The organism is Faecalicatena fissicatena (assembly GCF_016900595.1).
Classification (GTDB): domain Bacteria; phylum Bacillota; class Clostridia; order Lachnospirales; family Lachnospiraceae; genus Claveliimonas; species Claveliimonas intestinigallinarum.
Genome location: NZ_JACLYY010000003.1, coordinates 93,203 through 108,444, shown reverse-complemented (window position 1 = coordinate 108,444; position 15,242 = coordinate 93,203). Strand labels below are relative to the sequence as shown.

Annotated in this window: 12 protein-coding genes; 1 reads left to right on the top strand and 11 read right to left on the bottom strand. The window is 56.4% G+C overall.

Annotated features, from left to right (window positions below; all coding sequences use genetic code 11):
• Positions 1-2: 2 nt before the first annotated feature.
• The 11 genes from H7U36_RS04235 to H7U36_RS04185 form a co-directional block, all read right to left on the bottom strand.
• The gene (locus H7U36_RS04235; protein ID WP_033125116.1) at positions 3-1,217 is read right to left on the bottom strand and encodes an aspartate kinase; all 1,215 of its coding nucleotides are present in this window, start codon (positions 1,215-1,217) and stop codon (positions 3-5) included.
• A 19-nt stretch (positions 1,218-1,236) separates the two neighbouring features.
• The gene (locus H7U36_RS04230) at positions 1,237-2,451 is read right to left on the bottom strand and encodes a cofactor-independent phosphoglycerate mutase (protein WP_033125096.1); all 1,215 of its coding nucleotides are present in this window, start codon (positions 2,449-2,451) and stop codon (positions 1,237-1,239) included.
• 13 nt (positions 2,452-2,464) lie between these two features.
• A complete protein-coding gene (locus H7U36_RS04225; protein ID WP_191493198.1) occupies positions 2,465-3,685 on the bottom strand; it encodes a homoserine dehydrogenase in 1,221 nt (406 codons plus the stop codon).
• Positions 3,686-3,697: 12 nt separating this feature from the next.
• Positions 3,698-4,802 (bottom strand): peptide chain release factor 2 gene (prfB, locus tag H7U36_RS04220; RefSeq protein WP_138303505.1). Its coding sequence is split into 2 segments (ribosomal slippage): positions 3,698-4,726 and positions 4,728-4,802, totalling 1,104 coding nucleotides; the frame shifts between segments, so codons are not numbered across the junction.
• 40 nt (positions 4,803-4,842) lie between these two features.
• Positions 4,843-7,419, bottom strand: a complete 2,577-nt coding sequence (gene secA, locus H7U36_RS04215) for a preprotein translocase subunit SecA (protein ID WP_033125093.1) — start codon at positions 7,417-7,419, stop codon at positions 4,843-4,845.
• A gap of 117 nt (positions 7,420-7,536) precedes the next feature.
• A complete protein-coding gene (gene hisA / locus H7U36_RS04210) occupies positions 7,537-8,325 on the bottom strand; it encodes a phosphoribosylformimino-5-aminoimidazole carboxamide ribotide isomerase (protein WP_191493196.1) in 789 nt (262 codons plus the stop codon).
• A gap of 99 nt (positions 8,326-8,424) precedes the next feature.
• A complete protein-coding gene (locus H7U36_RS04205) occupies positions 8,425-8,667 on the bottom strand; it encodes a hypothetical protein (protein WP_191493195.1) in 243 nt (80 codons plus the stop codon).
• Positions 8,668-8,757: 90 nt separating this feature from the next.
• Positions 8,758-10,710: a fructose-1,6-bisphosphatase gene (locus H7U36_RS04200; RefSeq protein ID WP_205155741.1), complete on the bottom strand. Its 1,953-nt coding sequence runs from the start codon at positions 10,708-10,710 to the stop codon at positions 8,758-8,760.
• 37 nt (positions 10,711-10,747) lie between these two features.
• Positions 10,748-11,506, bottom strand: a complete 759-nt coding sequence (gene dapB / locus H7U36_RS04195; RefSeq protein ID WP_033125090.1) for a 4-hydroxy-tetrahydrodipicolinate reductase — start codon at positions 11,504-11,506, stop codon at positions 10,748-10,750.
• A gap of 125 nt (positions 11,507-11,631) precedes the next feature.
• Positions 11,632-12,522, bottom strand: a complete 891-nt coding sequence (gene dapA, locus H7U36_RS04190) for a 4-hydroxy-tetrahydrodipicolinate synthase (RefSeq protein WP_033125089.1) — start codon at positions 12,520-12,522, stop codon at positions 11,632-11,634.
• A gap of 74 nt (positions 12,523-12,596) precedes the next feature.
• Positions 12,597-13,226: a single-stranded DNA-binding protein gene (locus H7U36_RS04185; protein WP_033125088.1), complete on the bottom strand. Its 630-nt coding sequence runs from the start codon at positions 13,224-13,226 to the stop codon at positions 12,597-12,599.
• Between the two features lie 176 nt (positions 13,227-13,402).
• On the opposite strand from H7U36_RS04185, the gene typA reads away from it, so the two are divergent.
• Positions 13,403-15,229, top strand: coding sequence for a translational GTPase TypA (gene typA / locus H7U36_RS04180; RefSeq protein WP_138303510.1), 1,827 nt, complete (start codon positions 13,403-13,405; stop codon positions 15,227-15,229).
• The last annotated feature ends 13 nt before the right edge of the window (positions 15,230-15,242 follow it).

Genomic DNA, 15,242 nt, shown 5'->3' with positions numbered 1-15,242 from the left:
CTCTACTCTACAAGGGCGAGGGCGAAGCCCTCGTGCACTGCGTTCATGGCCTCGTCAATATCCTTCTCGTCGATCAGCACTGTGATGCGGATCTCTGATGTGGAGATCATGTTGATGTTGATACGTGAATTGTAGAGAGACTCAAACATCTTGGCAGCCACACCCGGATTGCTCATCATGCCGGCTCCCACAACAGAGATCTTTGCCACCTTTGCATTGTATGTAATCTCCTGGATCGTCAGAGCCTCCTTGTGCTCTTCCAGGATTTCCAGCGCCCGCTTCAGCTCATCTTCGGCCACTGTAAAGGAGATGTCCTTTGTCCCCTCTCTTCCTACAGACTGGAGGATGATATCCACGTTGATATTGTTTGCGGCGAGCGTGTTGAAGATCCTGAAGGCGATGCCCGGTTTATCCTCCACACCGATGACAGAGATCCTGGCTGTATTTTTGTCGGCTGCAACGCCTGTAATTAACATTTTTTCCATCTTTACTTTCTCCTTGATAATCGTTCCTTCGCTGCGGTTCAGGCTGGATCTGACCACCAGCTCAACCCCGTATTTTTTGGCCATCTCCACAGACCGGTTGTGCAGTACCTTCGCTCCCAGCGTGGCCAGCTCCAGCATCTCATCGTAGGTGATGGCGTCCAGCTTTCTGGCAGTCTTCACAACCCGCGGATCCGCCGTGTAGACTCCGTCCACATCTGTGTAGATCTCGCATTTGTCCGCATGGAGGACAGCCGCCAGGGCCACCGCTGTGGTGTCAGAGCCACCTCTTCCCAGAGTGGTGATATCCTCGTACTTGTTCACTCCCTGGAACCCGGTGACAATGACGATCTTCCGGGAGTCCAGCTCATGGCGGATTCTCTTAGTGTCAATGGACTTAAATCTGGCATTGCCGTAGCGGGAGGTGGAGTTCATCTTCACCTGAAAGGCGTTCAGGGAGACCGCCGGCACGTGCATGGCGTCCATAGCCATGGCCATCAGCGCAACTGATACCTGCTCTCCCGTTGTCATGAGCATATCCAGCTCTCTCTTTTTCGGCTCAGGATTGATGGATCTTGCGAGGGAGATCAGGTCATCCGTGGTATCTCCCATGGCAGATAGCACCACCACCACGTCGTGTCCCTCCCTGTAATCCTCAATGCAGCGCTGGGCCACATTGTAGATCCTGTCCTTGTCAGCGACGGAAGTCCCGCCGAATTTCTTTACAATCAGCATCTTCTCTTCTCTCTTTCCTTTATCTTTCATCCAGCTCCAGCAGATGGTCTATGAGCCGGAACCCTTCCGGCCAGGCAAGACCGCTGCGCCTGGCAGCGCTCTCCCCGTATGTATGAACGCTGCCCTCAAAGGGCCTGCGGCTGTCGTAGATCATGTAGGGAACCGGATCCTTTGTGTGGGTCCGCACCTGGATGGGTGTGGGATGGTCCGGCAGCACCATGATCCGGTAATCCTCACCTGCCGCGTCCAGTCCGCCGGTGATGCGCCCTATGACTCTGGCGTCCAGATACTCGATAGCTTTGATCTTATCTGATGCGCTGCCCTGGTGGCCCATCTCATCCGGTGCCTCCACATGAACGTAGGCAAAATCGTATCCGTCCTCCAGAAGGGCCTTTACCGCCGCGTCCGCCTTTCCCTCGTAGTTGGTGTCAAGACCGCCGTTGGCTCCCTCCACGAGGACGCGGTCCATGTCAGCTCCCACGGCCAGGCCCTTCAGAAGGTCCACAGCTGAGATCATGACGCCCCGCTTTCCCGTCCTCTCCTCAAAGGAGGTGAGGGCAGGTCGGGTTCCGGCCCCCCAGAACCAGGCGGAGTTCGCCGGGTGCAGTCCCCTTTTCTTCCGCTCTATATTCAGAGGGTGAGCGGACAGGATCTCATAGCTCTTCTCCATCATCTCCCGCAGCACCGGATCCTGGGGCAGATAGTCTCCCACCCGCTTTGTCAGTATATCGTGAGGGGGCGTCAGCTCTGTCACCTTCCCGTGGCTCCACACGAGGAGATGGCGGTAGCTCGTTCCCCTGTAAAAAGCATAGCCCTCCCTGGCCAGTCCCTGCTTCAGGGCCTCCAGAAGGACGCCCGCATCCTCCGTGGAGATCTCGCTTGAGCTGTGATCCACCATATGTCTGTCTTCGTAGGAGTCCTCCTCCTCGGACAGGGTCACCAGGTTGCAGCGGAAGGACACGTCGTCGTCCGCCATATCCACGCCGATGCTGAGAGCCTCCAGCGGGGAGCGGCCTGTGTAGTAGATCTTCGGGTCATACCCCATGACGGACAGATTGGCCGTGTCGCTTCCCGGCGCCATATCCTCCGGCACCATGGAGGCCGTCCCGATCTCCGCCTCCCTGGCAAGCCGGTCCATGGCAGGGGTGGAGGCCGCCTCCAGGGTCGTCCTCCCGCCCAGCTCCTCCAGGGGCCAGCCGGCCATTCCGTCTCCAAGAACAACTATATATTTCATCGCGCCTTCCTTTCTATTCCTCCACCCGGATCATGCCAAGGATCTGCCCGCCAAACCGCTCTGCCTTTTCCTCGTAGCTTCCCTCCGGCATCTCCTCCGTCACAAAGCCGAACTCGCCGGACAGGCCCTCCGCCTGGACGAACTGAACCATGCCGAAGACCGCTGCCACCTGCTCCTGCAGCTCCTCTCTGTCTCCCTTCACCCGGACAAAGAACCGGCGTTCCACGTCTCTGCGGTCCTCCAGGGTCAGCTTCTCGCTGCTCCACATCACGCCCAGGTTGCGGTCCAGATTGCGGGCCTCCTCCACAATATCGCCCACCACAGCGCTGGCTGTAGGCAGCTTGCCGGCACCGCTTCCGTAGAACATGGCGTCCCCCAGCATGTTGCCGTGGACAAAGATGGAGTTGAACACGCCGTTGACGGAAAAGAGGGGATGCTCCGCCCGCAGTAGACAGGGAGCCACCATGGCGTTCAGCTTCCCGCCGTCCCTCTTGCAGGTGGCCAAAAGCTTGATAGTCATACCCATGGCCTTGGCGTACTTCATATCCTCCGCCGTGATCTTTGTGATGCCCTCGCAGTAGATATCCTCGAAATCCACCTGCTTTCCGGAGATGATGGAGGAGAGGATAGCAATCTTGCGGCAGGCGTCATAGCCCTCCACATCCGCCTCCGGATTGCGCTCGGCAAACCCGTTATCCTGGGCCTCTTCCAGCACCTCGTCATAGTCAGCACCCTCGTAGAACATCTTTGTCATCATATAGTTGGTAGTCCCGTTGAGGATACCTGTGATCTCCTCGATCACATCCCCGGTGAGGGATGAGTGGAGGGGACGCAGGATGGGAATACCGCCGCCCACGCTGGCCTCGAAGAGGAAGTTCACATTCTTCTCCTTTGCCGTCCTCAGAAGCTCCGCGCCGTGCTTTGCCACCAGGGCCTTGTTGGAGGTGGCCACGCTCTTCCCTGCCTCCAGGGAGCGCTTCACAAATGTATATGCGGGCTCAATGCCGCCCATAACCTCCACCACGATCTTCACTTCGTCGTCATTCACAATATCCTCAAAGTCATGGGTGATGAGCTCCTGCACCGGGTCATCCGGGAAATCCCGCAGATCCAGCACATATTTAATGCGCAGCTCCTCTCCCAGCCTCTCGTCTATGACCTTCTGGTTAGTCCGGAGCACTTCCACCACACCGGATCCCACTGTTCCATAACCAAGTACTGCTATCTTTACCATAATTCCTCCCTTTTACTGCTGTGCCTTTAAGTATGCGTTCATAAACGGATCCAGATCCCCGTCCAGTACGGCGGAGACGTTGGCGCTCTCCTCCCCTGTCCGGCGGTCCTTCACCAGTGTGTAGGGCTGCATGACGTAGGACCGGATCTGATTGCCAAATCCAATCTCCTTCACCTCGCCCCGGATATCAGATACCTTCTCCGCCTGCTCCTGCTCCTTCAGCAGCTTCAGCTTGGCCTTCAGCATCTGCATAGCCTTCTCCTTATTGTGGTGCTGGGATCTCTCATTCTGGCACTGCACCACAATCCCTGTGGGCAGGTGGGTAATGCGGATGGCCGACGACGTCTTATTGACGTGCTGCCCGCCCGCCCCGCTGGCCCGGTAGGTATCGATCTTCAGCTCATCATCGGGGATTTCGATGTCCCCCACATTGTCCTCCATGTCCGGTATGACATCGCAGGAGGCAAAAGAGGTCTGTCTCTTTCCCGCCGCGTTGAAGGGGGAAATGCGCACAAGGCGGTGGACTCCCTTCTCGGACTTCAGATACCCGTAGGCGTTCATGCCGTTCACCTCAAAGGTGACGTTCTTGATGCCCGCGATGTCTCCGTCCAGATAGTCCAGTACCTGGATGCTGTACCCCTTTTTCTCCGCCCACCGGGTATACATCCGGTAGAGCATGCCGGTCCAGTCGCAGGACTCCGTGCCTCCCTCTCCCGCGTGAAGGGTGACAATGGCATTACACCCATCATACTCGCCCGACAGCAGCGTCTGTATGCGGAGAGCCTCAAAGCTCTCCGTGAACTGCTGCAGCTCCGACGCGATCTCCGGGAGGACAGACTCGTCGTTTTCCTCCTCCGCCATCTCGATGAGAACCTCTATATCCTCGTAAGCCCTCTTCAGTCCTTCCACCGTGTCCAGCAGGTCCTTCAGGTCCTTAAGCTCCTTCATCACGTGCTGGGACTTCTCCGTGTCATCCCAAAAGCCGGGCTCCTCGATCTTTCGCTCCAGCTCCTCTACCCTTTTCTCCTTGCCAGGGACGTCAAAGTGAATCCCTCATTCCGGCAAGAGGCTCCTCGTAGGCACTCAGTTCACTTTTATACTGATCCAGTACGACCACTTATCCTTCACCTCTTTCATTATGTTCTATTTCCTGCTGCCTATGCACTCTGCTTGCGCCCGCAGCACTGTTTGTATTTCTTTCCGCTTCCGCAGGGGCAGGGATCGTTTGGATAGATCTTCTTCTCCGCCCTCTTCTTGGGAGCTCTCACAGATGTATCGTCCTTGTTGGTTCCGGTCACCTTGGCAACCTGCTCTCTCTCCACCTTCTGCTCGATCTTGATGTGGAACAGGGTGCGGATGGTATCGGCGGTGATGGCCTTCGTCATCTCGTCGAACATCTCGTAGCCAAGCATCTTGTACTCCACCTTCGGGTCACGCTGGCCGTAGGCCTGCAGTCCGATACCCTGGCGAAGCTGATCCATATCGTCGATATGGTCCATCCACTTGGCATCGATCACCTTCAGGAGAACAACCCGCTCCACCTCTCTTAAATGCTCCGGCTCCGGGAACTCCGACTCCTTCATCTCGTAGGCCTTGACAGCCTTCTCCTTCAGGAAGTGCTTCAGCTTCTTCTGGTCCATCTTCTTCACATCGTCGGGGGTGACGGCCTCGATCATGGGGATGGTGTTCTTCAGCGTCACGTTCAGCTCTGTCAGGTTCCACTCCTCCGGATCAAGATCCGCGGAGATCTCTGTGTCAACCAGGTTCTCCACATACTCGTTGATCATATGGTAGATGGAGTCGCGCATGCTCTCCCCGTCCAGGACCTTGCGCCTCTCCTCGTAGATGATCTCCCTCTGCTCGTTCATAACCTGGTCATACTCCAGCAGGTTCTTACGGATACCGAAGTTGTTGCTCTCGATCTTCTCCTGGGCCTTCTCGATGGCGCTGGAGAGCATCTTGTGCTCGATCTGCTCTCCGTCCTCCACACCCAGTGCGTTGAACACGTTCATCAGGCGCTCGGAGCCGAACAGGCGCATCAGGTCGTCCTCCAGGGAGATGTAGAATCTGGACTCACCCGGGTCTCCCTGACGTCCGGAACGTCCCCGGAGCTGATTGTCGATACGGCGGGACTCATGCCGCTCTGTGCCGATGATCTTCAGTCCACCGGCCGCTCTGGCCTCGTCATCCAGCTTGATATCCGTACCACGGCCGGCCATGTTGGTGGCGATGGTGACAGCCCCGTGCTGTCCCGCCTGGGCCACGATCTCTGCCTCCAGCTCATGGTACTTGGCATTCAGCACATTGTGCTTGATGCCCCGCTTCTTCAGCATGCTGCTCAGATGCTCGGACACCTCGATGGTGATAGTTCCCACAAGGACCGGCTGGCCCTTCGCGTGGGCCCGCTCCACCTCATCGCAGACAGCCCGGAATTTTTCCCTCTGTGTCTTGTAGACGGCATCCTCCATATCCACACGGATCACCGGCATGTTGGTGGGGATTTCCACAACGTCCATACCGTAGATCTCGCGGAACTCCTTCTCCTCGGTCAGGGCGGTACCGGTCATACCGCTCTTCTTCGCGTATTTATTAAACAGGTTCTGGAAGGTGATGGTGGCCAGGGTCTTGCTCTCCCTCTTCACCTTCACGTGCTCCTTGGCCTCAATGGCCTGGTGGAGGCCGTCAGAGTAACGGCGTCCGGGCATGATACGGCCCGTAAACTCATCCACGATGAGCACCTCGTCGTCCTTCACCACGTAGTCCTGATCGCGGAACATGAGATAGTGGGCCCGCAGGGCCAGGATGATATTGTGCTGAATCTCCAGGTTCTCCGGGTCTGCCAGGTTCTCGATGTGGAAGAATTTCTCCACCTTCTTGACGCCCTCCTCCGTCAGGTTGACGTTCTTCTCCTTCTCATTGACGATAAAGTCTCCCGTCTCCTCGATCTCCTCTCCCATGAGGGCGTTGATCTTGGAGAACTCTCCGCTGGCCTCGCCCTTTTCCAGCTGGCGGGCCAGAATATCGCAGGCCTCGTAGAGCTTTGTGGACTTGCCGCTCTGGCCGGAGATGATCAGCGGAGTACGGGCCTCGTCGATGAGCACGGAGTCCACCTCGTCGATGATGGCGAACTTCAGTCCTCTCTGCACCAGCTGCTCCTTGTAGATCACCATATTGTCACGGAGGTAGTCAAATCCCAGCTCGTTGTTTGTCACGTAAGTGATGTCGCAGGCGTAGGCGGCTCTCCTCTCATCATTGTCCATGCCGTTGAGGACAACACCCACAGTCAGTCCCAGGAACTCATGCACCTGTCCCATCCACTCCGCGTCACGCTTTGCCAGATAGTCGTTGACTGTAACGATATGGACGCCCTCGCCTGTCAGTCCGTTCAGGTAGGCGGGCAGGGTGGAAACGAGAGTCTTTCCTTCACCTGTCTTCATCTCCGCGATACGCCCCTGATGGAGGATGATACCGCCGATGAGCTGTACCCTGTAGTGACGCATGCCCAGCACGCGGGCAGCCGCCTCCCTCACAACAGCAAAAGCCTCCGGAAGTATATCATCCAGAGTCTCGCCTTTTGAGAGACGCTCCTTGAATTCCCGCGTCTTGTCCTTCAGTTCACTGTCAGAGAGCTGCTTCATCTCCGGCTCCAGGGCCTCGATGTGATCCACGATGGGATAGATGCGCTTCAGCTCATTCTGGCTGTGTGTACCGAATATTTTTTCTATTAAACCCATGGTATTACTCCTTATCCAAAAAAATTACTCTATTCCACATTCTAACACTATCATCCGGCCAATTCAACATGTTTATAAAGTGTTCATAATGTTCACAGACCTGTCATATTTTTGCTTTTACCTGGCTTGGTCTGCCTCACTGTAATTTTTTACTTCCTCGTAAGGGATGGATCCGCCATAGAGATCCAGGCCGCTGCCGATGGTGAAATCCAGTTTCCCGCCGCTCAGCTGCCGAAAACGCTCCAGCTCCTCCAGGCTGCTGATGCCGCCTGCATATGTAATCGGGATGCCCTGGACAGCGGAGAGCATCTCCACCAGAGCGTCCTCCACGCCGGAAGCCTTCCCCTCCACGTCCACGCCGTGGACGAGAAATTCATCGCAGTACTCCTTCATCCAGTAGAGGATCTCCTCGCTGAGCTGCACCTTGGTAAATTTCTGCCAGCGGTCCGTCACAATATAGTACTTTCCGTCCTTCTTTCTGCAGCTTACATCCAGGACCACATGCCCGGCTCCCGCCGCGTCCGCCAGCTTTTCCAGATTGCCCCACTGTACCTCGCCATCCTTGAACACATAGGAGGTGACGATGACATGGCTGGCTCCCGCTTCTATATAAGAAGCGGCGTTGTCCGCGGTGATGCCGCCGCCGATCTGGAGCCCTCCCGGCCAGGCTGAAAGAGCCGCGGCCGCCTGCTGCCTGTCCGCCTCATAATACGGCGAGGAGGGCGGATTGAGCAGGATCACATGTCCCCCCTTAAGGTTGTCCCTGCGGAACAGCTCCGCATAGAAGGCCGCGGATCTTTCGGAGACAAAATTCTCCTCCGCCCGATCCCTCTCGTCCCGCAGGCTTCCGCCTACGATCTGCTTCACTTTGCCATTATGTATGTCGATGCACGGTCTGAATTTCATAGTCTTCCTCCTGCCTACGCTTTGCTCCTTTAATCTGCTGAATTATAATACCACAGGCGGAGAAAAAAATCCACCTGTGGCTTCTTTCGCTCATTGTCTTTAATTCTTGATATCCTCCATGCCGTCCCGGACTTCATCGGCCATATCATCCGCCTCATCCCGAATCTCATCTCCCGCCTCGTCCAGAACGCCCTCGTCTCTCGTCCCGTCTGTGGCGTCGTTCATCGTATCGTCCTCCTGCTTCACCGCCCCATTGTCGCTGCTGTCACTGCCGCAGGCTGTCAGAGAGGCGAAGGACATCATGCATAAAAATAAAAGAATACCTTTTTTTAACTGTTTCATAGCATTTCTCCCTTTCATTGTTTTCTTTAGATACTATCCGCAGTTAAAGCTGTTTTATGCACATCCCCGCAGGGGAAATTTTTTCCTTTTTTAAAGCTTTTCCGGGATCAGGCCGCTCCGGTAGGCGCCAAGGAGCTCGTTCAGATCCTGAATCCGCTCCCTCAGCCTGCGGCCGATGTCCGTGTCTCCCACTGTCTTGCGGGCCAGAGTCCTCTTCACCACAATGCTGTCCGAGTGGATGTCGCTCTCCTTCTCTATGGCCGCCTCCGTGGACTCAAAGGGCTCGTGGGCCGCCAGGATCAGGCCGTAGGAGTTGTAGATGAGGGTGTAGCCGGCAATTCCCGTCTCCTTCTGGTAGGCTCTGGAAAAGCCTCCGTCGATGACAAGCACCTTGCCCCCGCACTTGATAGGGCTCTCCCCTGCCTTGGACTTCACCGGCACATGGCCGTTGATGATGTGGGTTCCCTCCTCCGGCAGCCCGAACTCCCGCAGGATCCGGTTCACCACGGCCTCGTCCTCCAGCAGCTCGTAGTAGGGATTTTTCTTCTCTCTGTGGGTCTCCTTCTCGGCCAGGAAATACCGCTCAAAGGTGGCCATCTTGTCCTTGCCAAAGAGAGGGGAATTCTCGTGGAGCCAGATATACCACATCATATCCTTTCCCCGCTCCCTCTCCTTTTTGTCCAGAGCAAAAAACCCCTTTCTCACGTAGCTCTCCAGCACCTCGTAGAGGGCCTTCCCCTTGTAAGCCCGGCCGTAAATGCGCACCGATTTCAGAGTGCCGTCCTGATTCAGGGGCACGCACCCGTGGTAGAGCAGGTTCTGGTTGTAGACCTTGTACAGCCCGCCCTTGTTCAGCAGAAAACGCATGTGGGCCTGCAGCTTCTCGCAGTTCAGGAAAGCCTTCTCCAACCGGTCCATGACATCCGCCTCCTCCTGGGAGAAGGCATAGGGGTGAGCCGGGTCCACTGTGGGGAAATTCTTATCCAGCAGCTCATAGGTGCGGCCCTCTATCTCGATGGTGCCGGCCTCAAAGTCAATCTGATGCAGAAGGTTTCTCTTCTCCAGCTTAAAGCCCGGATTTTTCCGGATAATCTGGCCCTCCGCCTTGAACTGGATGATGGAGATGGCCTTGTGCATCTTCCTCTCCATCTCCTGCTCACGGGCCGTAGCACCTCCTCTCCCCTTCAGGGCAAAGCAGGCGCAGGGATCATCCCCGTAGGTGTCCATGGCAAAGGATGCCAGGGGGAGCAGGTTGATGCCGTAGCCGTCCTCCAGTATGTCCAGATTTCCATACCTGGCGCAGATCCGGATCACGTTGGCGATGCAGCCCCTCTGTCCCGCTGCGGCTCCCATCCATAGCACATCATGATTGCCCCACTGGATGTCCACCGAGTGGTGCTGCATCAGCCGGTCCATGATGATGTGGGGACCCGGGCCCCTGTCGTAAATGTCCCCCACAATGTGCAGATGGTCCACTGTCAGCCTCTGTATGACGCCGCTCAGCGCCACGATGAACTCCTCCGCCCTCTCCGTCTCAATGATGCTGCTTATGATGGCGTTATAGTAGAACTCCTTGTCCCGCAGGTCCGGCTTCTCTGTGATCAGCTCCTCGATCACGTAGGCAAAATCCTCCGGCAGGGCCTTGCGCACCTTGGACCGGGTGTATTTGCTCATGGCGCACTTGCACACTTCAATGAGCCGGTAAAGGGTGATCCTGTACCAGTCCTCCATGTTCGCCTCCTCACGCCGGATCCGGTCCATCTTCTCCCTGGGATAGTAGATCAGAGTGGCCAGGGACTGCTTGTCCCGGGCGCTTAAGGTGTTGCCGAACACGTCTCCTATCTTGCGCCGGATGGAGCCGGATCCGTTTTTCAGGACGTGGGCAAAGGCCTCGTACTCCCCGTGGATATCTGTCAGAAAATGCTCCGTGGCCTTGGGCAGGTTCAGGATGGCCTGCAGGTTGATGATCTCCGTGGACGCCTTGGCGATGGAGGGGTAGAGGTCTGAGAGTCTCTCCAGATATTTCAGCTTCAGTTCTTCCATATTTTATTTCCTCCGTGAGAGAGTGGGGCTGCCCCTGCTACAGCTGTATCACGTCCGACATGTCATAGCGGCCGGGTCCCTTTCCCGCCAGGAACTTGGCGGCAGCCACAGCTCCCTTGGCAAAGAGGGCCTTGGAGTAGGCTGTGTGCTTAAACTCGATGACCTCGTCCTCCCCGGCAAAGATCACCTCGTGCTCGCCCACGATGGTGCCTCCCCGTACAGCCGATATGCCGATCTCATGGCTGTCTCTCTTCTTTCTCTGGCCGCTCCTGTCATAGACGTACTCGTAGTCCTCCTCCAGAGCGCCGTTCAGGGCGTCCGCAAGGGCGATGGCGGTGCCGCTGGGGGCGTCCACCTTCTGGTTGTGGTGCCTCTCCACGATCTCCATGTCAAAGCCCTCCGGGGCCAGCACCTTCGCCGCATCCTGCAGAAGCTTCATGAGCAGATTCACTCCCAGGGACATGTTGGCTGACTTGAGGACCGCCGTCCTCTTTGCCGCATCCTCCACTTTTTTCAGCTGCTCCTCAGACAGGCCGGTAGTGCACAGGACAACCGGCATCTGCTTCTCCTGACACCAGTCCAGCAGGTGATCCACAGCCGCCGCGTTGGAGAAGTCGATGACCACATCCGCCTCCGCGTCGCAGTCGCTGATATCCCCGAATACCGGATAGTCGTTCAGAGCCTGGGCTCTTGCGTCCACTCCGGCCACGATCTTAAGTTCCGGGTCAGAGGCCGCCATTCTGGTGATGACCTGTCCCATTTTTCCGTTGCATCCGTGCATGATCACTTTTACCATATTGTTTTCCTCCCTTGTGTATGTGTTCAAGTCGTAGATAGATTCAGAAGCCGGCAGGACAGAAAAGGCAGAAAGGCCCCTGCTCTTCCCTGCAGGGGACAGCCTTTCTGCCTCTGTCCGCCTTTTTATGCAAGTTTGATACCAAAATCTCTCATGGCCTGAGCCAGGCTCTTCTCGTGCTCCGGCGTCAGCTCTGTCAGAGGCATGCGCAGTCCGCCGCACTCCATTCCCATCAGGTTCACAGCCTTCTTCACCGGGATGGGGTTCACCTCGCAGAACAGCTGCTCAATGAGGGGGATGGCCTTCACCTGCAGCTCGCAGGCCCCCTTCACATCGCCCGCAAAAAACTTCGCGCAGATGTCGTGGGTCTCCCTCGGAGCCACGTTTGACAGAACCGAGATCACACCCTTTCCGCCCAGGGAGAGGAGAGGCACGATCTGGTCGTCATTTCCTGAGTAGAGATCGAGATTGCCGTCTGTCAGGCTCATGATCTTCGCCACCTGGCTGATATTGCCGGAGGCCTCCTTCACGCCCACAATGTTGGGAACCTCCTTCACCAGGGTAGCCACTGTCTCCGGGGCGATGTTCAGCCCTGTCCGGCTGGCCACACTGTACATGATGATGGGTGCCTTGGCCTCGGCGGCCACGGCCTTGTAGTGGGCGATCAGTCCGTTCTGAGTAGCCTTGTTGTAGTAGGGGGTCACGATGAGCAGTCCATCCACGCCGTCCTCCACGGCCTCCTTTGACATATCGATAGTCGTATATGTAGCATTGGAGCCTGTGCCCGCGATTACGGGAAGGCGGTGCTTCGTCCGCTCCACCGCGAATTTGATACACTCCATATGTTCCTCTTCTGATAAAGTGGATGACTCTCCCGTAGTCCCGCAGATGATCAGACTGTCCGTCCCGTTCTCGCAATGATAGTCGATCAGCTCATCCAGTTTATCAAAATTCACGCTTCCGTCTTCATGAAACGGAGTAACCAGCGCTACTCCTGCGCCTGTAAAAATAGCCATAGTTTTCCTCCTGCCCTTAAAAAATTTATCTTTAAAAAGTGTATCATTATTCATTTCCAATGTCAATGGAACCCTCAGTCGTCCATGCACTCCAGCTTGCTCACAGACACCTCGTAGGCCGTGCGCTTCTCCGACTCGGTCTCTGACAGCCGCTTCACATACTCCCTGCTCTGGATCCTCCCCAGCACCTGCACGTGCTCGCCCACCTCAAAGGAGGCGGCAAACCTGGCGTTCCTTCCCCAGCAGATGCAGGGAATGTAGTCAGACTTCCCGTAGGGCCTGTTTACGGCCAGCAGGAGATCCGCGATCTCTCTGCCCAGGGGCGTCTTCCGGTAGACAGGCAGCTTGCAGATGTAGCCGTCCAGCAGGATGGTGTTCGTCTTTGCCCCGTCCGGCTCCTCGTCGATGAAGGATATCTCCCGCACAAAGACAGAGAGGATCAGCCGGTTCTTCTGCTCCTCGTGCCGATTGTAGGACCGGAACTGTCCGCTGGCCATGATAAACTCCCCTGTGTAGTCCTGGGTCACGTCCAGGAGGCGCTCCGAGATCATGAGCGGGATCCTGTCCTTGGAGCTGCTAAGGCGCCTCACCAGCACATCCACCATATAAAAGCCTTCCCCGAACACCGTGTGGCTGAAGGTGAAGCCGGACGCGATCTGTCCCATAATAGTTACCTGGTTGTTTTCAATGATCTTATCTGACATGGTCTTAATATCTCCCTTCCTCTTGATCGTATTTTGATGCTTTTAGAGTCAATACCTAATCTATGCGGGAATTGCATATATTAGAACTATATTCCTTGTTTTTTTTCCGAAATATGATACACTATTAAAGTTACAGAAAAAAAGTTTAAAATAAGAAGAGAAAAGGAAGATTTCATATGAAGACAAAACGCGAAGATGTGCGTAATATTGCGATCATCGCCCATGTTGACCATGGCAAGACAACACTTGTGGATGAACTTTTAAAGCAGAGCGGCGTGTTCCGCGAGAATCAGGAGGTGGCCGAGAGGGTCATGGACTCCAACGATATCGAGCGGGAACGTGGAATTACCATTCTCTCCAAAAATACAGCCGTCTTCTATAAGGGGACAAAGATCAATATCGTAGACACGCCGGGACACGCCGACTTCGGCGGCGAGGTGGAGCGCGTGCTGAAGATGGTAAACGGGGTCATCCTTGTTGTGGACGCCTTTGAGGGAGCCATGCCCCAGACAAAGTTCGTCCTGCGCAAGGCCCTGGAGCTGGATCTGCCTGTCATCGTCTGCATCAACAAAATCGATCGGCCGGAGGCCCGGCCGGCGGAGGTCATCGATGAAGTACTGGAGCTCTTCATCGACCTGGATGCCTCCGAGGAGCAGCTGGACTGTCCCTTCATCTACGCCTCAGCCAAGGACGGATACGCCATGCTGGACATGGACGACAAGCCGGAAAACATGATCCCGCTTTTCGAGACTATCCTGGACTATATTCCCGCCCCGGAGGGAGACCCGGACGCTCACACCCAGGTGCTCATCAGCACCATCGACTACAACGAGTATGTGGGCCGGATCGGCATCGGCAAGGTGGACAACGGTACCATCCGCACCAACCAGGATGTGGTCGTGGTCAACCACCACGACCCGGAGCGCCAGGAGAAGGTGCGCATCAGCAGGCTCTATGAGTTTGACGGACTGAACCGGGTGGAGGTCAAAGAGGCCACCATCGGTTCCATCGTGGCCATCTCCGGCATCGCGGACCTGTCCATCGGTGACACCATCTGCTCGCCCGAGAACCCCCAGGCCATCCCCTTCCAGAAGATCTCCGAGCCCACCATTGCCATGCAGTTCAAGGTCAACGACAGCCCCTTTGCCGGCAGGGAGGGCAAATACGTGACATCCCGGCACCTCCGCGACCGCCTCTTCCGGGAGCTGAACACAGATGTCAGCCTCCGGGTGGAGGAGACCGAGGACATGGATACCTTTAAGGTGTCCGGCCGGGGTGAGCTCCATCTGTCCGTCCTCATTGAGAACATGCGCCGGGAGGGCTACGAGTTCGCTGTCAGCAAGGCGGAGGTTCTCTACAAGAAGGATGAGAGCGGAAAACTCCTGGAGCCCATGGAGATGGCCTACATCGACGTGCCGGATGAATTTACGGGCGTAGTCATCGAAAAGCTGGGCCAGAGAAAAGGGGAGCTGCGCAGCATGGGTCCCATCGGCGGCAATTACACCCGGATGGAGTTCTCCATCCCCTCCCGCGGACTTATCGGCTACAGAGGAGACTTCCTGACGGACACAAAGGGAAACGGCATCATGAACACCGCCTTTGACGGATACGCCCCTTACAAGGGAGACATCCAGTACCGGAAGCAGGGCTCCCTCATCGCCTACGAGACCGGAGAGTCTGTCACCTACGGCCTCTACAGCGCCCAGGAGAGGGGTACCCTCTTTATCGGGCCCGGCGAGAAGGTGTACGCCGGAATGGTCATCGGCGAAAACGGCAAGACGGATGACATCGAGGTCAATGTCTGCAAGACTAAGCACCTCACCAACACCCGCTCCTCCAGCGCGGACGAGGCGCTCCGCCTGACGCCGCCGCGGATCCTCAGCCTGGAGCAGGCCCTGGACTTCATCGACACGGACGAGCTTCTGGAGGTAACTCCCGAGTCGCTGCGCATCCGCAAGAAGATCCTGGATCCCAAGCTCCGCAAGAGGAGCAATAATAAATAATCTTTCTGATCAC